Source organism: Hydrogenophaga sp., assembly GCF_030373225.1.
Classification (GTDB): Bacteria; Pseudomonadota; Gammaproteobacteria; order Burkholderiales; family Burkholderiaceae_C; genus Hydrogenophaga.
Genome location: NZ_JAUCZG010000025.1, coordinates 48,039 through 66,680, shown reverse-complemented (window position 1 = coordinate 66,680; position 18,642 = coordinate 48,039). Strand labels below are relative to the sequence as shown.

General features: G+C 62.0%; 15 protein-coding genes. 3 read left to right on the top strand and 12 right to left on the bottom strand.

The annotated features are described in order from the left end of the window. Nucleotides 1–587 precede the first annotated feature (587 nt). The 3 genes from QUV35_RS14100 to QUV35_RS14090 all read left to right on the top strand — a co-directional run bounded on the left by QUV35_RS14100 (nt 588) and on the right by QUV35_RS14090 (nt 4,255). Nucleotides 588–1,991: an AmpG family muropeptide MFS transporter gene (locus QUV35_RS14100; RefSeq protein WP_300875269.1), complete on the top strand. Its 1,404-nt coding sequence runs from the start codon at nt 588–590 to the stop codon at nt 1,989–1,991. 100 nt (nt 1,992–2,091) lie between these two features. Beyond that, the gene (locus QUV35_RS14095; protein WP_300875267.1) at nt 2,092–2,808 is read left to right on the top strand and encodes a response regulator transcription factor; all 717 of its coding nucleotides are present in this window, start codon (nt 2,092–2,094) and stop codon (nt 2,806–2,808) included. Nucleotides 2,809–2,977: 169 nt separating this feature from the next. Next, nucleotides 2,978–4,255: a HAMP domain-containing sensor histidine kinase gene (locus tag QUV35_RS14090; protein WP_300875264.1), complete on the top strand. Its 1,278-nt coding sequence runs from the start codon at nt 2,978–2,980 to the stop codon at nt 4,253–4,255. Nucleotides 4,256–4,538: 283 nt separating this feature from the next. Here QUV35_RS14090 and QUV35_RS14085 read toward each other — a convergent pair whose 3' ends face one another. Genes QUV35_RS14085 through QUV35_RS14030 form a run of 12 tightly spaced genes read right to left on the bottom strand, consistent with a single transcriptional unit; the run spans nt 4,539 to nt 18,638 of the window. Then, nucleotides 4,539–6,536 carry a nucleoside-diphosphate sugar epimerase/dehydratase gene (locus QUV35_RS14085; protein WP_300875261.1) on the bottom strand — a complete coding sequence of 666 codons (1,998 nt, stop codon included), beginning with the start codon at nt 6,534–6,536 and terminating at the stop codon, nt 4,539–4,541. A 6-nt stretch (nt 6,537–6,542) separates the two neighbouring features. Beyond that, nucleotides 6,543–7,103, bottom strand: a complete 561-nt coding sequence (locus QUV35_RS14080) for a sugar transferase (protein ID WP_300875271.1) — start codon at nt 7,101–7,103, stop codon at nt 6,543–6,545. Then, entirely contained in the window at nt 7,103–8,056 is a 954-nt protein-coding gene (locus QUV35_RS14075) for an SDR family oxidoreductase (RefSeq protein ID WP_300875258.1), read from the bottom strand. Before QUV35_RS14075 ends, QUV35_RS14080 begins: the two co-directional genes overlap by 1 nt. After that, nucleotides 8,053–9,261 carry a glycosyltransferase family 4 protein gene (locus QUV35_RS14070; RefSeq protein ID WP_300875255.1) on the bottom strand — a complete coding sequence of 403 codons (1,209 nt, stop codon included), beginning with the start codon at nt 9,259–9,261 and terminating at the stop codon, nt 8,053–8,055. The genes QUV35_RS14075 and QUV35_RS14070 overlap by 4 nt, the downstream gene beginning before the upstream one ends. After that, nucleotides 9,258–10,928: an alginate lyase family protein gene (locus QUV35_RS14065; protein ID WP_300875251.1), complete on the bottom strand. Its 1,671-nt coding sequence runs from the start codon at nt 10,926–10,928 to the stop codon at nt 9,258–9,260. Before QUV35_RS14065 ends, QUV35_RS14070 begins: the two co-directional genes overlap by 4 nt. Before the next feature lies 1 nt (nt 10,929). Continuing rightward, nucleotides 10,930–13,083: a bi-domain-containing oxidoreductase gene (locus tag QUV35_RS14060; protein WP_300875248.1), complete on the bottom strand. Its 2,154-nt coding sequence runs from the start codon at nt 13,081–13,083 to the stop codon at nt 10,930–10,932. Beyond that, the gene (locus tag QUV35_RS14055) at nt 13,080–13,859 is read right to left on the bottom strand and encodes an AglZ/HisF2 family acetamidino modification protein (protein ID WP_300875245.1); all 780 of its coding nucleotides are present in this window, start codon (nt 13,857–13,859) and stop codon (nt 13,080–13,082) included. Before QUV35_RS14055 ends, QUV35_RS14060 begins: the two co-directional genes overlap by 4 nt. 4 nt (nt 13,860–13,863) lie before the next feature. After that, nucleotides 13,864–14,478, bottom strand: a complete 615-nt coding sequence (hisH, locus tag QUV35_RS14050; RefSeq protein ID WP_300875243.1) for an imidazole glycerol phosphate synthase subunit HisH — start codon at nt 14,476–14,478, stop codon at nt 13,864–13,866. After that, complete coding sequence (locus QUV35_RS14045) at nt 14,475–15,605, bottom strand: N-acetyl sugar amidotransferase (RefSeq protein WP_300875240.1); 1,131 nt, start codon at nt 15,603–15,605, stop codon at nt 14,475–14,477. The genes hisH and QUV35_RS14045 overlap by 4 nt, the downstream gene beginning before the upstream one ends. Nucleotides 15,606–15,655: 50 nt before the next feature. Continuing rightward, complete coding sequence (locus tag QUV35_RS14040) at nt 15,656–16,480, bottom strand: glycosyltransferase (protein ID WP_300875237.1); 825 nt, start codon at nt 16,478–16,480, stop codon at nt 15,656–15,658. Between the two features lie 11 nt (nt 16,481–16,491). Further along, nucleotides 16,492–17,355, bottom strand: coding sequence for a glycosyltransferase (locus tag QUV35_RS14035; protein ID WP_300875234.1), 864 nt, complete (start codon nt 17,353–17,355; stop codon nt 16,492–16,494). 14 nt (nt 17,356–17,369) lie between these two features. Continuing rightward, the gene (locus QUV35_RS14030) at nt 17,370–18,638 is read right to left on the bottom strand and encodes a hypothetical protein (protein ID WP_300875231.1); all 1,269 of its coding nucleotides are present in this window, start codon (nt 18,636–18,638) and stop codon (nt 17,370–17,372) included. Nucleotides 18,639–18,642: the final 4 nt, after the last annotated feature.

Below are 18,642 nucleotides of genomic sequence, written 5' to 3'. Positions count from 1 at the left end.
CATACTCAGCTCAAAGCTGCGTGACTCAGGCGACAACTACCTTGACGCGCGCCGCCTCCCAGGCTTGTTCTGGAAGTCGGACGCACTCACGTGCGGCCTGTATGTCTTGCGACATGGGACGTTTACCCGCAGCTTCACACCCCCGGATTACTCCAGACGCATGTGCGGAAGAGGACACGCTGTTCCAAGCGTGGTTCAGTTGAGAACAAGACATCTTGAGCGGTGCCGCTCACGAATAGCCTGCACAATGGTTAACTGCAACGGTTTGTAAAACACGCGCAGTGTCGCCTCTGAGCAGAGAAATTTGTCTCTTTTCAGCTACTGGATGAGTCCCTCGCGGGGCACAACCTACCGTTCATACCCCGTGCGGGGTTTGAACAGTGCAGCCAAAAGGGCGCCTTTCGGCTGCACAAATTCGCCCTTTTGAGGGGGCGTTTCCCGCGTCTCCCATAGGAGAAACAGGCTATCGTTAATGTCGTCATGAAGACGACTACGTTGCGACTTCGAGTCGCACCATGGGTCAATAATAGTCAAAGCCACATGGATGCGCCCGCCCCTGTGAACTCCACCATCCTGACGCCTTGCCGATGCCCCCACCCGATCCCGCCACGACCCCGCCAGCCCCGGGTCGCGATGCCGCCCAGGCCGGCAGCCAGCCCAGCCCGACCTGGGGGGAAACCCTGCGCGTGTACCTTGAGCCGGCGAGCCTGCGCATGTTCGCGCTGGGGTTTTCGGCCGGACTGCCGTTGCTGCTGGTCCTGGGAACCTTGAGCTTTCGGCTGCGTGAAGCCGGCCTGGACCGCACGACCATCGGCTACCTCAGCTGGGTGGGTCTGGCGTACGCCTTCAAGTGGTGCTGGGCGCCGCTGGTGGACCGCCTGCCCCTGCCCTTTCTCACGCGATGGCTCGGGCGCCGGCGCAGCTGGCTGCTGCTGTCGCAGTTCCTCATCATGGCGTCGCTGGTCGGCATGGCGCTGTCCGATCCACGCACCGGTCTCACTCTGGTGGTGTGGTGTGCGCTCGCGGTGGCGTTCGCCTCCGCGACGCAAGACATCGCGCTGGATGCCTTTCGCATCGAGTCGGCCGACGTGCGCCACCAGGGTGCGCTGGCCGCCACCTACCAGACCGGCTACCGTCTGGCCATGATCTGGGCCGGTGCCGGCGTGCTGTGGATCGCAGCACGCGCCGAGGTGGCGCCGGTGCCTGCGGCGGCCGGGGCAGCGCCGGGCGTGCTGTACCAGCAGGCCGCCTGGACCACGGCCTACCTGGTGATGGCCGCGAGCATGCTGGTGGGCGTGTTCACCGTGCTGTTTTCCCGCGAGCCGGCCCACGTGGTGTTGCCTCCATCGAAGAACGCGGCCGAATGGTTGCGCAGCGCGCTGGTCGAACCGTTCGCCGACTTTCTCAAGCGTTACGGCAAACAGGCCATGCTGATCCTGGCGCTCATCGGGGTCTACCGCATCAGCGACGTGGTGATGGGCATCATGGCCAATCCGTTTTACGTGGACATGGGCTACACCAAGGACGAGGTGGCTGCGGTCACCAAGGTGTTCGGCGTGATCATGACCCTGGTGGGGGCCTTCATCGGCGGTGCGCTCTCGCTCAAGCTCGGTGTCATGCGCGTGCTCATGCTGGGTGCCGTGCTGTCGGCCGCGAGCAACCTGCTGTTTGCCTGGCTGGCCGGGCACGGACATGACGTGACGGCACTGGTGCTGGTGATCTCGGCCGATAACCTGAGTGCGGGAGTCGCCTCGGCCGCCTTCATCGCCTATCTCTCGGGCCTGACCAACGTCAGCTATTCGGCCACGCAGTACGCGCTGTTCAGTTCGATGATGCTGCTCGCGCCCAAGTGGCTTGCAGGCTACTCGGGGGCCTTCGTCGACGCCTACGACTACCCCACTTTCTTCACCGCCACCGCGTGCCTGGGCGTGCCCGTGCTGCTGCTGGTCTGGCTCGCTTCGCGGGTCGCGCCCGTGGGCTCGCGCCCGTGAGCGCGCACCGCGGTCACGTTTCCTTACGATCTCCACAACCTGTGTTCACGCCCGGCCGCCACGCTCTCGGTCTCCCGCCACTGGCGCACACCACACATCCATGACATCCCAACTGCTGATGATTGAAGACGACGCCCGGCTGGCCAAGATGGTCGTCGAGTACCTCGGCCAGTCAGGCTTCGAGGTGACCCACGCCCCCGACGGCGAAGCGGGCCTGGAGCAACTGCAGCTCATCCAGCCCGAACTGGTGATCCTCGACCTGATGATGCCGGGCATCGACGGGCTCGAAGTGTGTCGGCGCATCCGCGCGCTCCAGGGCGACGTGGCCCGGGTGCCGGTGCTCATGCTCACGGCCAAGGGCGATCCGATGGACCGCATCATCGGGCTGGAGCTCGGGGCCGACGACTACCTGCCCAAACCCTTCGAGCCACGTGAGCTGCTGGCGCGGGTGCGTGCCGTGTTGCGCCGCCGTGGCGAAACCGGCAGCGCCAGCGTGTCGCGCAGCACGCCCGTGATGCGCTTCGGCTCGCTGGACATCGACCGGGACGCGCGCACCGTTCAGGTGGCCAGTCAGGCGTGCGAACTCACCTCGTACCAGTTCGACCTGCTGGTGGCCATGGCCGAGCGCGCCGGACGCGTGCTCACCCGCGACCAGATCATGGAAGCGGTGCGCGGGCGCGAGCTCGAGGCCTTCGACCGATCGATCGACGTGCACATCGGCCGCATCCGCAATGCCATCGAAGTCGACAGCAAGGATCCCAAGCGCATCCTCACGGTGCGCGGTGTGGGCTACGTTTTTGCGAAGCAGCAAGATTGAACGCCTGGCCCCCACGCTCCGCCGCTGCGCGGCTCGCTGCCCCCCGAGGGGGCGGTTTCGCCTTGGGGCGGCCCGGCGGCGAAACCTGGCCCCCACGCTCCACCGCTGCGCGGGTCGCTGCCCCCCGAAGGGGCGGTTTCGCCGCTGCGCGGGCCGGCGGTGAAACGCCATGAAAGCCATCTTCGGCTCCAGGCTCTACCTGCGCATCTGGCTCGCGGTGGTGGCGGCCGTGACCGTGCTCACGCTGTCGGCCGGCTGGTTGTGGCAGCGTGCACTGGACACGGACCGGGCCGAGCGCGATGCGCGCGTGACCCGAACGATCGTGATCCGGGATGCCGCGCGCGACGTGCTGGGTGAAGCCCCCGCGCGTGCCGTGCGCATTCCGGGTGGTGGCTGGGAGTTCGAGGTGCAGATGAAGGACGGGCAGAAGCTGTTTGTGCTGCTGCCCCGCCCGAACCGACCGGAGGGGTCGAACAACCCGGGGCGCCGCGCGCCCGCCTGGTTGCAGACCCCGACCGGCTTTGCCTGGTTGCTGGGTTTCGTGGCACTCGCCGTGGCGCTGGGCGCCTACCCGATCGTGCGACGACTCACCCAGCGGCTGGAGGCCTTGCAGAAGGGCGTGGAGCGCTGGGGCGATGGCGACCTGTCCACCCGCCTGCCCGTGCGGGGCCAGGACGAGGTGGCGTTTCTGGCCGAGCGATTCAATGCGGCGGCCGAACGGGTGCAGATCCTGGTGAAGTCGCACAAGTCCCTGCTGGCCAATGCCTCGCACGAGCTGCGATCGCCGCTGGCGCGCATCCGCATGGGTCTGGAACTGCTGGGCCGCGATGCCGTGAGCGCGCAGCAGCGCAGCGAGATGGCGCGCAACATCGACGAACTCGATCAACTCATCGACGAGATCCTGCTCGCCAGCCGGCTGGACCTGCGCGACGCCAGCGATGTGTCGACGCTCGGGCCCACCGAAGAAGTGGATCTGGTGGGGCTGGCCGCCGAGGAGTGCGCACGCACCGGTGCCGACCTGGAGATCGCCGCAGACACCTCGCCGCTGCTGGTGCAGGGCCATGCAAAGCTGTTGCGCCGTGTGTTGCGAAACCTTCTGGAAAACGCGCGCCGCCATGGCCGCGCGTCGGGCTCCTCGAACGGGCAGGGCGACGGAGCCTCCGAGGCCGATGTGCGCTTGAAGCTGGCCCGGCAACCGGGCGTTGGCCCGGGAGACGGACAGACCGCGGTGTTGTGGGTGGAGGATCGCGGCCCGGGGGTGCCAGTCGCCTTGCGAGAGCGCATTTTTGAAGCCTTCTACCGCCTGCCCGGCGCGAGCGAGAGTGAGGGCGGTGTGGGTCTGGGCCTGTCGCTCGTCAAGACCATCGTCGAGCGCCATGGGGGGCAGGTGCGGTGCGAAGACCGGCCCGGCGGGGGCGCCCGCTTCGTGGTGAGCCTGCCGCTGTGAATCGCGCGGTGGTCCAACCCGCTTCGGGGTCGGCTGGCCGGGTGCAGGTCGCCCAGGCAGAGTGCTGCTTCCGAATCAGGAAAACACACGCCTTCCCCCAGATTGGGGATGGCCGAGCGGACTTTTGCAACGCACAATCGACCCCGTTGCTGTCACAACAGGTCGAAAAACAGATCCGGCAAAACCCACACGTCGCTCAGCGCGTTTGAAACTGGTCTCCCAACGACGTCCCTTCAAGGACTTTCAAAAGCCACCCTCGAGGTGGCTTTTTTTTGTTCGCAGCTCAGCGTTGCCTTGGCGGTCGGGCGGTGTCGTGGGCCAGCGTGGTGTGCACCCAGTCCACCACCTCGCCCGTGGGCTGGTAACCGTGCACGCACTGCTCCAGCAGCGCCCGGGCGGCAGGGACGTCCTGCCCGGCGAGCGCCTGCTCCAGTGTGCGCAGGGTCTGCTCGAACTCGCTCCATGGGCGGAAAGCTTCGCGGGCACGCAGGATGCGCGGGTGTTGCGTGGGCTGGGTGTCGTCGCCGATCAGCAGCTCCTCGTACAGTTTCTCGCCCGGGCGCAAACCGGTGGTTTCGATCGCGATGTCGCCGGTGGGGTTGAGGGGGGTCTTCACCTGCAGGCCCGAGAGTTCGACCATGCGCCGCGCCAGATCCATGATGCGCACCGGCTCGCCCATGTCGAGCACGAACACGTCGCCGCCCTGCGCCATGGCCCCGGCCTGGATCACCAGCTGTGCTGCTTCCGGAATGGTCATGAAATACCGGGTGATGTCCGGGTGTGTCAGGGTGATCGGCCCACCGTCCTTGATCTGCTGGCGGAACAAGGGCACGACCGAGCCGCTGGAGCCCAGCACATTGCCGAAGCGCACCATGGAAAACGTGGTGGGACCGGGCTCCGCCGCGAGGGCCTGCAGCGCGAGTTCGGCCATGCGCTTGCTGGCTCCCATGATGTTGGTGGGGCGAACCGCCTTGTCGGTGCTGATGAGCACGAAGTGATTCACGCCAGCGGCCCGCGCACTGAGTGCGCAAACCAGCGTGCCCCACACGTTGTTGCGCAATCCTTGCACCGGGTTGTGCTCCACCAGCGGCACGTGCTTGTAGGCCGCTGCGTGGTAGACCGTGTGCGGCTGCCACGTCTGCATGATCTGCGCCATGCGTTCTTCGTCCTGCACCGACGCCAGCAGCGGTACCAGCGTGACCGCCATGGGAGCGATGGCCGTGTTGTCCTCGAGGTCCAGTGGGTCGACCTGGCTGCCCACCAGCGCGGTGAGTTCGTGGTGGACCTGATACAGCGCGAATTCGGAGTTGTCCACCAGCAGCAGGGTGTGGGGGCGGCAGGCGGTGATCTGGCGGCAAAGCTCGCTGCCGATGCTGCCGCCCGCACCGGTGACGAGCACCACCTTGTCGTGCACCAGCCGCTGCAGCAGCTGCGCGTCGGGCGTGACCGGCTCGCGACCCAGCAGGTCTTCGATCTCGAGTTCGCGCACGTCGTTCAGGCTCACGCGGCCGGCGGCCAGGTCCGACATGCCGGGCAGGGTGCGCACACGCACCGGCAGGTGGCGCAGCGATTCGAGCACCGCCAGGCGCCGCTGGTGCGTGATCGAGGGCAAGGCGAGCAGGATATCGGTCACGCCCAGCTCGGTGATGAGATCGGGCAGGTCGTTCGGCGCATGCACGGTGCGCCCGTCCAGGCTGTTGCCGTGCAGCCGCGTGTCGTCGTCGAGAAAACCCAGCAGGCGGTGCTCGGTACCGCGGGCCAGCGCTGCTGCGAGCTGGCGGCCTGCCGCGCCCGCGCCATAGATCAAAACCCCCGGCAGGTGCTTGCGCTGCAGAACCGAGCGGTACAAACCGCCGAGCCAGTAGCGCACCACCACCCGGCTGAAGCCCACAAAGGCCATGAGCAGCATGGGCTGGATCACGCCGACAGTGCGTGGAATGCCCGGCACGCTGATGACGGTGAACAGGGTGGCGTAAAACAGGCCGTACAGGCCCATGGCCTGCACCAGGCTGACCATGGCGTTCCAGCCTGCATAGCGGAAGATGGCCCGATACAGGCCAAAGCGGATGAACAAGGGCAGGGCCAACAGCACCGAGCCCAGCATGGCCCAGCCGTGCACCGGCTCCAGCCGCACCCAGTGCTCCAGCCGCAGGCACAAGGCCAGCCACACCGTGAGCACGCACAGCGACGCGTCGACCGCCAGCGCGACCAGCCGCTTGGCCAGGCGCGGCATGTCCAGCAGTGCGGTCGCAGCAGTGGTTTCCGAATCCCTGTTGTTCATGGCTTTTCAGTGCGCCACGCCATCGCGGCGCAACACTTTCACAAACGTCATCCACAAAATGCGCAGGTCGAACAGCAACGTCCGACGGTTGAGGTATTCGGCGTCCAGCGCCACCTTCTGCGGAATCGGCAACTCGTCGCGACCGTTCACCTGGGCCCATCCGGTCAGGCCCGGTACCAGTTCGTGCACGCCGAGCCCGGTGCGCAGCGCGATCAGATCGTGCTGGTTGAACAGCGCGGGCCTGGGACCGACAAAGCTCATGTCGCCCTTGATGATGCTCCACAGCTGGGGCAGCTCGTCCAGGCTGCTCTTGCGCAGGAAGGACCCGATGGGTGTGAGGTACTGGTCCGGGTTGCCCAGCAGGTGCGTGGCCAGCGCCGGCGTGTCGATCCGCATGCTGCGGAACTTGGGCATCTTGAAGAGCCTGTTGTGGCGACCGACGCGGTCGCTCCAGTACAGGGCCGGACCGGGCGAGGTGAGCCGCACGGCCATGGCAACACTGGCCACCGGCAGCAGCAGGATCAGCGCGGCTGGAATGGCCAGGACGAGGTCAAACAGGCGCTTGATCACGACTTGAGCCCCGCTGCTGCCCGCCGAAGTCCTTCGTCCACCGAAATCGGTGGAGACCAGTTCAAGGTGTTGCGGGTATGGCTGATGTCGACCTGCAGGTTGCCGAGCAGGCGCTGTGCCACGGCGCCTTTGCCCAGCAGCCGGGCGCCGAGCTGAAGCAATGAAGGCGGTACCGGGAACAACCGCGCCGGTTGGTGCATGGCCTGGCCCAGGCGCCGCAGCAGATCGGCGGTGGAGAGGTCCTCACCGTCGCTGACCAGAAAGGTCTGGTTGGCCGCAGCGGGATGGTCGATGCAGGTGATGAGCAAATCGACCAGGTTGTCCAGCGCGACCAGGCTGCGGCGGTTCCCGGTGACGCTGGCCAGCGGCAGGGGAATGCCGCGCTGAACCGCGCGCATCAGGGACGCGAAGTTGGCCTTGACGCCCGGCCCGTAGACCAGGGGCGGACGGACGATGACGACTTCCATTCCGGTGTGTTCGGCAATCTCTCGCAGACCTTGTTCGGCTTCCATCTTGGAAATGCCGTAGGGGTCTTGCGGTGCGGGCACATCACTGGCAGTGAAGGGCGCGCCCTCTTCGGTGGCCTCGCCGTTGACCTTGACCGAGCTGACGAACACGAAACGGCGAACGCCGGCTGCGGCGGCTTGTTTGGCTAGGTTGAGGGTTGCATGGGTGTTGACTTCGCGAAAGGCCTGCAAAGGATGGGCTGTGGTCTCTTTCATCACATGGACGCGGGCTGCCAAATGCAAAACCAACTGCCTGTTGCGAAGGGCATCAGGCCACTTGCCGTCTGCATCATCAGCGCAGATCCTCTCAGTTCGCACTCCATGCAGGTCCGTGGCGGATCGAGTGACGGCAACGATGTCGTGACCTTGCTGTTGTAGAGCACGCAGGGCATTGCTGCCCACCCAACCCGTCCCGCCCGTGATCAAGATGCGCGTCTGGCTCATGAAAGAACCTGGCTCGGTTGCGCATGTTCAGAAGCAAGAAGGCCGATTTCTCCGGCCATGCGACCCATGATGGTGGTGCGGCGGTACTTGTCTATGAAATGGCTGCGGTCGATGGTTTGAAGTTTGAGCGTTTCCAGGGACCTGGCAGCGCCCATCGAATCACATGGTTGGAAAACGGCAACGTTCTCGATCTCGTCATGGGCAAAACGAGAGGGGAAGCCTGCCAAGCCTGCCCAGATCGGTTTTCCGGTAGCGGCATATTCAAACAGCTTGGAGGGCAGAACCTTCTCAAAGGCTGGCAGGTCGTTCAAATGCACAAACAGCACGTCGGCTTCTTGATACAACTGGATCAATTCGGCCCGTTTGACGGGATTTCTCAAGGTCACGGCGTGCCTGGGCAGGACTGCCAGCGCTGCTTCCAGCGCAGCACGTCGCCCCCCGTCCCCGACCACCGTGAAGTGCACGGATGGGCCCAGGCGTTGGGTCAATTCAGGAAGGATGTTGTGCAGACCCTGGCCCTCCCCGATATTTCCTGCGTACAACACATTGATCGGGCGATTCTGGGTGCAAGGGGTTCCCTCAGGGCCCCAGAGATGGTCGATGAAAGCGTCATCTACTCCGTTGCTCAGCAGTGAGAAGCTGCGTCCAGGGTAGCGCGGCTCAAAGTACGGAAGAAAGCCCGGCGATACCAGATTGACCTTCGACGCTGAGTTGACAGCCCAACGTTCCAGAGCCGACAGCAACGGTTTGAGCAGAAAGGAAGAGCGAGGCGAGAGAACGTCGCCAATGGTGTCGACGAAGATGTCCCGTATGTCCAGGTAGAAGGGCGCCTTGTGATGTCGGGCAGCCCACGCGCCCAGCACGCCGGTCATGAGTCTGGAGGTTGTAGCTACGACTACATCGGGCCTTTCTCTCTGCACCAGAGCGCGAGCCTTCCAGGCGAAGGTACCGAAGGCCCTTGCCTGGTCCAGCATGCCGCTGCGGTGTGGCGGAAGCTGGATGCGGTGGATGTTCACCGAACCCGACATTTCGTTCGCGTCTGCAGGTGCTTCAAAGCTGCCATATCTGTTCGGGCTGGTGGTGATCACCGTGATCGTGGAGATTTTCGGCGTGTGTTGAAGCAGCGAGGCAACCAGCGCCTCCATGCGGAACGATCCGGCCGACAGGTCGGGCGGGAAGTAAAAGCTCAAAAGCAGTACTTTCATGGAATCTTGCGGTCGGTGCTGCCGCCCCAGCGAAGTTCAAAGCAGGAGTGATCCCCGCTCCATTCCAGTTCGATGCATTGATTGGGGACGGTGATGCCGAACGCCGGGTGCCAGGTGGAAGGTTCTGCGTGGGCCCTGCCGCCGTCGACACGCCAGGTCAGCACCTGGCCGTCAGGGAGGTGACATTCACCCTGCGAGCCACAAGGCTCCACTGACACCTTTGCGGAAGGGTGAAAGTGGAACCGGGACTGTGCCCGCTGAAACGAACCTTCGATGTGGTCTGCAATCCTGCAGCCATGGTCAGTGAGTGTCACGCTGCGCCTGTGCACCGGGTTGCCACGGAGCCGCACATAGCCATCATGGCTGGCAGACACCTGTTGCGTGTCTTCTCTCAAGGAAATCGATACATCGTGAGGGAAGGCGCGTCTCGCGACTCGAAAACTGCCCCACACTTCGCTGGAGTCCTGTTCGTTGATCACCACGGTGTTGTGCGCCTTCGTACCACGCTGACGCGATCGCTCCAGGCCTTCGGCATACAACGAGGTGCCCGAATTGACGAGAACTCGTGACCCCGCATAGGACAGTTCCAGGCTCAGCGTATCCGCATGCGCGTGGGCTGGCAGGTAGTCGGGTCCGACCGGTGCAGCGTCAAACAACACAACGGCCCTGTCGCTTTGCAGACGAACATAGCCGCTGTCTTGAAGATGAGCTGTGCCCGTGTCGCTCGGGGGTTCCAGGCCCAGGCGGCGTGCATAGGTGTCCAGTTCCTGCACCGAGGGTGCGATGTCGGCAGCTGCGTCATTGAACAAGGAGAGTCCGCCGTCTGGATGGCTCATGATGAGCAGCCAGCGCCACATGGCCTGAAGCCTTTCCTTGCCGCCAGGAATGCCGATGTGGACTCCGTCCTCACGGCAGTCTGCAAAGCATCGCGCCAGGTTGTGGAGGTCCAGCATGTCTTCAAAGGCCAGCGCGTGATACATGGGTGATCGCTCGAACTGGCCACCATCAGGAAGGATCTGCTCCGGGATTTCGCGCTCGAGCAGTTGGCTGCCCACCCTTCGCCAGGTGTTGGCCTCTGTGCCTGTGAAATAGGACCCTGCAAACAAGAGAGCCTTGGCGTTGACGAACAGATGATTGCCCAGCAAGTGGGTTTCAAGTCTGTTGGCAAGCCAGCGTGCCTGTGTTGCAAGGCTGTCGAGAAACGCCGGGTCTGCCTTGCCACTGGCCAACGACCATTTGATCCAGTTCACGATGCGCAGCGAGGTGGGATACGACTCCCATCCCGTGCCCTCGGCTGGCGGGTTCCGTCGAATCCAGTCAGTTATCAGGGATTCATGCCAGGCCGCTCTGGAAGCCCACCCGTGAGCATTGAGATCATCAAAGTAGTGTTGGTTGTAACGCCATAGCTTTTCCTTTTCTGTCCCATCCCATCCGTCGATGGCCAGATCCCCTTGAACGTTGAGAAAAGTGAAACGTTCTGCACCGAAAACGCTCTGGATACGACGGGCAGGAAATGTCCAGACGCCCGGCTGTGCGCGTGGTGGCGCAGGTGCAAATTGCGGGGGATGAGGGGTGTGCAGCCGATGCGCAACACGCCCCCATATTTGTGGAGGGCGCAGGTGGCGAAGCGTCTCCCAGTAGCGATGGACTTGCTGGAGCGGCGACATGTCAGGCCGGGCGCGGGTCTCCGCTACCCTTCAACTGCTCTGCGGCTTCAATGGTCCAGCGTGCCACCTCAAGTATTTCACTCAGCGGGATGGGGGCATCCCCACTGCGCACTCCCGCCAGAAATCGAGCGACGGCTTGGTTTTGACCCTTGTCCTGCCTCCAGCTTTTCATCGACTTGAAGCCAGGCCAACCAAACCCGGTGAGTGCGCGGAAGTTGTCGATCTGCAGCACTCTGCCTGCCGTGAACGCCTCGATCCTTTCCTTGGGAAAGGCCGCTGATCCATTGGCCAGGTAGTTGATGGAACCAAGGGATCCGTCCTCGAACTCGATCGTGATCGCGAAGGTATCTCGTGTGGTGGCTTTGCCCGCACGCACCCCCATCCCGATCGCGCGCACCGAGGCAATCGGAGACCCCGCCAGAAACCGGAGCAGATCAATGAAGTGGCAGGCTTCACCAATCAGACGACCGCCTCCCACCTCAGGATCCTGCGTCCAATGTTCTGCCGGAATGCGCCCCGCATTGACTGTGACCACAAACGACTTGGGTTCCAGCACCGTATCGAGCAGCGACTTGAGCTTGACCACGTGCGGGGAAAAGCGGCGATTGAAGCCGACCATGAGAACACCGCGTTTTCCTTCTGGTTGGTCGGCCAACGCGCGCTCAATGTGGGTCAATTCCGCCAGCGTCAGGCACAGCGGCTTTTCAACGAATACCGACTTTCCAGCATCCAGCGACCGAGCCACCAACGATGCGTGGCTGTCATGACGCGAAGCAATCACGACCGTGTTGACTGAGGGTTCCTCGAGCAACGCCTGCACGTCAGTGGATGCCACCTCGAAGCCCGCCTTGGTGCCTTGAACGACGGCACTCACTCCACCCGACGAGCAGATGGTGTGCAAGCGTGCCTTTGAAGCGCGGAAAGCGGGTATCAGTACCCTGGCTCCGTAGTTGCCAGCACCGATGAATCCAATGACAGGTTCACCCGCCCGGGCCGCTGATGGCGCGGGGGACACGACAACCCGGTTCTTCAGACGCGTTGCCGGGTCCGATGGGTATTCCAACAGCATGCCCAGGACTGTCCGGTCGTGTGTGAGGGCTTCGTATGCCGCAGGAGCATCCTCAAAGGCAAACCGGTGCGAAATCAGCGCATCGACGTCAAGCCGTCGGCCGGCCATCAGGTCCAGCACGGCCTGGAAATTTCGTTGTTCGGTCCAACGCACAAACGGCAAAGGGTAGTCGTGCCCTTGCTGTTCGTACACCGGGTCGTAGCGTCCAGGGCCATAGGAGCAACTGACTTGAAAGCTCAGTTCCTTTTCATAGAAATCCGCTCTGTTGAGTTCCAGTCCGGTCACACCCACCAACACAATACGGCCGCGCTTTCTGCTCATGCGTGCGGCCTGCGTCACCGGATCGCTCGATGAAGTGGACGCTGTGATGAGAACGGCATCAATGCCCTGGCCCCGGCTGAAAGCCAGCCCGGCAGAGATGGGATCTTCCCCGCTGCCGGCTTTGCACGTTTCGGCACCAAACTGCCTTGCCAGTGCGAGCTTGCCACTGTCCAGATCAATGGCCAGCACCCTGCAGCCCTGTGCGACCAAGAGTTGAATTGTCATCAGGCCGATCAGGCCTGCCCCGATGACAGCCACCGACTCTCCCAACGTCGGTTGCGCCAGCCGGATGCCTTGCAAGCCGATACTCGACAGGACAACGAAGGCTGCTTCATCGTCGCTCACACTGTCCGGGATCCGGACGCAAAGGTTCTTCGGTACCAGGGCCATGTCGGCATGAGGTCCGTTGGACACAACGCGATCGCCAAACTGAAATCCATCAACACCTGGGCCAACGGTGTGTACGACACCCACGTGGCAATAACCCAGCGGGATAGGCTGACCGAGTTTGGAACGCACGGCCTCCACCGTGGTCAGCAGGCCGTCGGTGCGAACCTTGTCAAGCACCTGCTTGACCTTCTCTGGTTGCTGGCGTGCCTTGTCGATGTAAGAGGCTCGCCCAAAGTCCACCAACATGCGTTCCGTACCCGCCGAGACAAGCGTGCGGGTGGTTCGCAGCAGCAATTGCCCCCTGCCAGGCGCGGGCGTCGGCGCTTCCACAACGGTGGTTTCTCCGTTGGAAAGGTCTTGCAGCACCTGTTTCATGCGGTTCCCCTTGCTTGTGACACCAGGGCGTCTTTGTCGGCACGCGAGGGGTAATTGATCAGCACAGCCCGGTACTTGCCTTTGAAAACGAACAAACTGCCTGCGGCCGCACCAATGACACCGAATTCCCTGATCAGGTTGGAAAGATCTGTCAACGAGCCGGCGCCGCCCAGGCACGTGATCGGCAGTGAAACAGCTGCGCGCACCTCGCGCAGAAGGTCAAGGTCGTAGCCTTGCATACGACCGTCACGGTCAATCGAATTGAGGACGATCTCGCCGGCGCCTTTGGATTGGGCCAGCTGCGCCAGTTCTACCGGGTCTTTGCCCGCCACGAGCCTGGTGCCGTTGTGGGTCCAGGCCTGGCGCTGACCATGGACCTCTCTCACATCGATCACGACCACAACACTTTGACTGCCGACGCGGCGCGCTGCTTCACTGATCAGGTCGGGCGTGTGCACGGATGCCGCACCGATCGACACTTTCTCGACTCCCAGACTGATCAGCTTTTCGAACTGCTCGACAGTTCTCACTCCGCCGCCATAGGCAAGCGGCATGCGGCACTCCGCTGCAAGACTTCCGATCAGCTTGTAGTCGGGTTCCCGTCCTTCCCGGGTGGCATCGATGTCCAGCACCACCAGTTCGTCCACCTCCTTCTCGTTGAAGATGCGCACCGCATTCAACGGATCTCCGACGTATTTTGGTTGCTCAAAACCAATGGTCTTGACGAGTCCGCCCTTGTGTACCAAGAGACAGGGAATGATGCGTGGTCGGAGCATGGAGTCAGATGTTGGCGAAATTTTTCAGGAGCTGAATGCCCCATGCGTGGCTTTTCTCGGGGTGGAACTGCACGCCGTGGACGTTCCCCCTGCGCACCGCACAGGTGAACGTTGCGCCATAGTCCGACTCCGCCAGCGCGTCGACAGGATCGTCGGGAGAGAAATAGTACGAATGCAGGAAGTAAAAGCGAGGCGATGGTTCGAAGCCAGCGAACAGCCCATCGGTGCTTCGTGGCATGACGTCGTTCCAGCCCATGTGGGGCAACTGCAGTGGCGCGTCTTCAGGGCCAGGATCAAGGCGCTTGACTTCTGCGTTCAGCCAGCCCAGACCCGGGGCTGAGCCTTCATCGCTTCGACGGGCCAGCATCTGCATGCCGACGCATATTCCCAGCACCGGTCGCTTCTGGATCATCACGGCATTGTCCAAGGCCTCGCGCATGCCTGATTCATTGAGTTTCGTCATGGCCCAGTCGAACGCGCCGACTCCGGGGAGCACGATGTGCGAGGCAACGGCAAGATCGCTGGACTGACGTGCCAGCTGGCAAGGCAGGTCGAGCCGCCTGTAGATGTTGGCAATGGCCTGAACATTGCCCAAGCCATAGTCCACGATGGCAATCAACGTTTGCCTCCCCGTTCCAGCCCCAGCACCTTCATGACCCGAGCGCCAAAGTTGTAGACGCTTTGCTGGGATCGATAGTCGCGGTAGGTTTTGTTCGGGGCATCGAAGTAGCCCTGCAGTTCATCCACCGTGATGCCCAGCTTGGTGGCCACGTACTCGAACTCCTGTCGCACGGTGGCATCGTCGAGGGCTGGCTTCTCCAGCTGCTTCAACGCCTCCTCACGCGTCATTTGACCGGTCACGATCAGGCTGGAGAACTGCACCTTGCGCGTGTCGTAGCCAAACTTGCATGGCAGCCAGAAACCCTCATAGAAGCGGGTGAAACGCGACTCGAAGTGCTTCTGGGGATACGGCTGCCAGCCATACACATCGGCCAGCAATTGCATGGCGTGGGACTTGTCGTAGGGTACGCAATTCAACGGCCTCACCACCTTGATGCCCTTGACATAGGGCAACCAGACCTTGTGACGAAGGATTGAGGTGGTTGGGTAGTTGACCAGCGGACGGGTACCGAATTGCCGGTGGATGTCCTTGAGCTGGATCGCATCGGACTGGTAGTACATCCATTCGATCGGGTTGCGGATGCACTCGGTGGAGAAGTTGGCTCCCGTCAGGATGTACTTGACATCGTGCTCTTCGGCAAACTTGTACATCGTGGCGAAGAACGCGTGGTCCTGCGGTGAGTCAATGTGCGGCACGCCCGACTTGAAGTACGCGAGCTGCAGATCGCGCATCTCTTCCCAGTCAATGACCTCGGTGTAGAGATCCAGTTCCAGCTTGTCGACCAGCTTCTCTATGTTGTTGACCGCCACCTGCGAATTCCAGCCGGCATCCACGTGGAAGACCAGCGGACGCAAGCCATATTCGGTGGCGACGTGGGTGAGGTAAGAGCTGTCAATACCGCCGCTCAGGCCGATGATGCAGTCGAACTCCTTGCCCTTGCCCTGGGCTTTGATCTGGGAGACCAGTGCCCGCAATTCCTGGTGTCCGCGTTCGTCGGTGTGCCAGTTCGGCTTGACGTCGCGCTCATAGGTGAGGCAGTGGTCGCAGACGCCGTTCTGGTCGAACACGATCTGACTGTCGCTGGTGTCCATCACACAGCGGCTGCAGACTTGAAAAGCTCTCATTCGTTTGCCCTCATGGCATCGTCATTGGTATTCAAAGTGGTGGCACAGCATCATCGAAAAATCCCGACGTGCTTGCGGTATTCCCGATGTGCATCCCGGGCCATGTTCCATCGTTTTCTGCTGGGCAGATTTTCCAGGGAGCCATGCCAATGGTGAACGACCTGTAGGGCGGGTTCGTAGAAGACGCGCTGTCCCACATCGCTGAGCTGTTTGCTGAGGAAGTACTCCTCGGACATCATGAATGTGGGTGCCCACAGCTCGTCGAATTGCTCAAAGAAGCGCGGCCCCAGAAGGTAGCACGAACCATGCCCCTGGTAGATCGGTCTGGCGGTCTGCCACTCTTGTTCGTCGCTTCGCTCCGAGAGCGAAGGCAGGAGCTTCGCCAGCTTCAGGATGGCCAGACCCAGGTAGTAGTTGGCGTAGTAGAGATCATAGGCAAGCTCTCGCAGCGGACTGATGCCGCTGATGACATGAGGATTCTGGTGCTCACCTTCGACGGTCACGACATCGGGCGACACCACGGCGTGTTCGCGCAGGCGCGGGGCGTGTTCCGAGAGCTTGTCGGCGAAATCGACCGGAAACTCAAGGTCGTTGTTGCCGACCACCATCCATTCGACGGTGGGGTGATGCTCCCGCACATACCGGATGCCGATGTTCAGTCCGCGGAAGTAGCCCTCGTTCTCGGCGTTGAGAATCAAATGAAGGTATGGCACCTCCACCGCCAGTTCCTTCAACTGCTTCACGCTTTCGTGACTGGAGTTGTTGTCGACGACAGCGATCACGTATTCGTGGCCAGCGCCCGCCTTCAGCGTTCGTACCGCCTTGGCGGTGAAGGCGCTGTTGTTGTAGTTGGTGCAGACGTATCCGATTTTCATGGCTGGCATTCTCAGGAAGACTCTACAAACCTGCGAGTCAGCCGCCCGCCTCGACCCAGAAGCCCGTCCTGCAGGCCGGTGCACACATAGAAAAGCCGGGCGCGTTTTTGCGGCTCGAACAAGAGCGCCTTGAGCGGTAACCGGATAGCGTCGAGCAAGAGATAGAGACTGAGCACCGGGTCGAAGGCGAGATGTTTCCTCGCGAAAAGGAACACATTGCGCACCTGATAGTGGAGCCTGAACGGCGCATGGTTATAGATCACGATGGCCACGCCCAACAAACAGACTTTTCGGGCGTTCCCCACCCGATGGGCCATGCCCGTCTTGTTCAACAGCACCAAGGTTCGACCAGATTGTCTCAGCTTGGTGCAGAAGTCGAAGTCCACCAGGTCGATAAACAAGTCTTCGTCGAACCCCCCAATCTCCTGAAACGTGCGGAACTCGAACACGCAGCCGGAGGTGATCAGGGTGCGTTTGATCTTGTAACCAGCCGGATCTCCCTGGGAGGACGGGACGCTGCCTTCGCGCGAGCAGGCGATGAGCCCCGCGGTGGGTTGAGCGCCTGTCTGAACAAAGCTGAAGACGTCGTCCAGGTAGGTTCTGGAAACAAGGGTGTCGTCGTCCAGCGTGATGATCCAGTCACATCCCATCGCACCCGCTCGCGCAATACCCCGGTTCAACGCGGCGGCGATTCCGAGGTTGTCTTCGTTTCGCAAGACGATCGTCTTTTCCATGCCAGTGAACGTGATGGCATCGTTCCTCAAGGGGTCTCCAGAATCGTCCACGATGATCACCACCTCCACTTGATCGGCGATTCTCTCGAGGTGGGACCGAAGGCCATCCCCGCCGTGGAAGGTCGTGACGACGGCTGCCACCTTTCGGGTCGTGGTCACTGCGTGGCCCCTTCGTCAACCGCAGATCGTTGATGGGGCCGGTCTGTTGTGTTCAGAATGAGCGGAATGATCGACAGTGCAAACAGGAAGTCGAAAGATGAAAGGTAGGGGTTCGACGCTGTGGCAATCAGGACCGTGAGAAAGCCGGTCAGCAATGACACAAGGATGGATGCGTGGGCACTGTGCCTGATCTTGCGCAGCGTCAGGAACAGGTAGGTGCAGAAGAAAAGCAGAAGGATGCCCATGCCCACAAGGCCTGCGTTGAACAGCAACCGGGAATACGTCAATTCGAATGTCCAGGGTCTTTCATCTGAGCGGATCACCGACGTGAGCCCGCCAAAGCCCGACCCCCAGAAATAGTTGTCGGTAAAGGCCGCCATCAAGGCAGCGTGCTGCTGTGGTCTGGGGGCGTCGGCGTCGGTGGTGAAAGCACTTGCCAGGCGCCCCGAGAAGCCATCCAGGAAATCGAACCCACCGTAGATCACCAGCAGGCTGCCGGCCCCTGCGATCAACAAAGGGAGGGTGTAGAACTGCGTGAACCGTCGCAAATGCCGCTGATTTGCCTGGCCGGCCAACACGGTGAGCCCGAAGGCCAGCAGGGGCGTGATGACCAGAAGCACCAGCACCACGCGCCGGGAGGCCAGCACGGCAGACACCACCGCAACCGCAAGCCCCAGCAGCATCCATCCCCGTTGTTCGTCTTGTTCTCCCATCAGCACTCTGCTCAGCAGATAGGGAACGATGAAAGTCAAAATGCCGATGTTGACGTTGTTCATCTGCACATAACCTTGGTGCAGGCCGACCTGGAGATACATGTCGTCCTTGATCGACTGGGGAAGCCAGCCGAGCTGGAGGATGTGATCCAGCAAGGCATACAACGCCACCGCGCCAATGCCGAAAGCGCCGGCGATGACCACTCGGTCTACATAGGCCTGGTACTCCAGATTCGATACGTAAATGCCGAGCGCACAAAAGATGCCCATGTAGACCACATAAACGCGCAGCGCCTCCAGGACGGCGATTTCCGGATTCACTCTCACCAAGCCCACAATGCACCATGTGACGGTCAGAAGACAAAAGATGAGGTAATAGGGAAGAAATGCACTGGACCTGATTTTCCAGTGGTCGTGAATTCCCACCACCAGCATCCAGGCAAGCACCGCGCACAAGAATGGCAGCTTGAGCCAAAAGAACGACTGAGGAATGATGAAGATCATCATCATCAAGGCCGCCATGGAGAACTTGATCAGGGAAGAGATGGCCACGCTG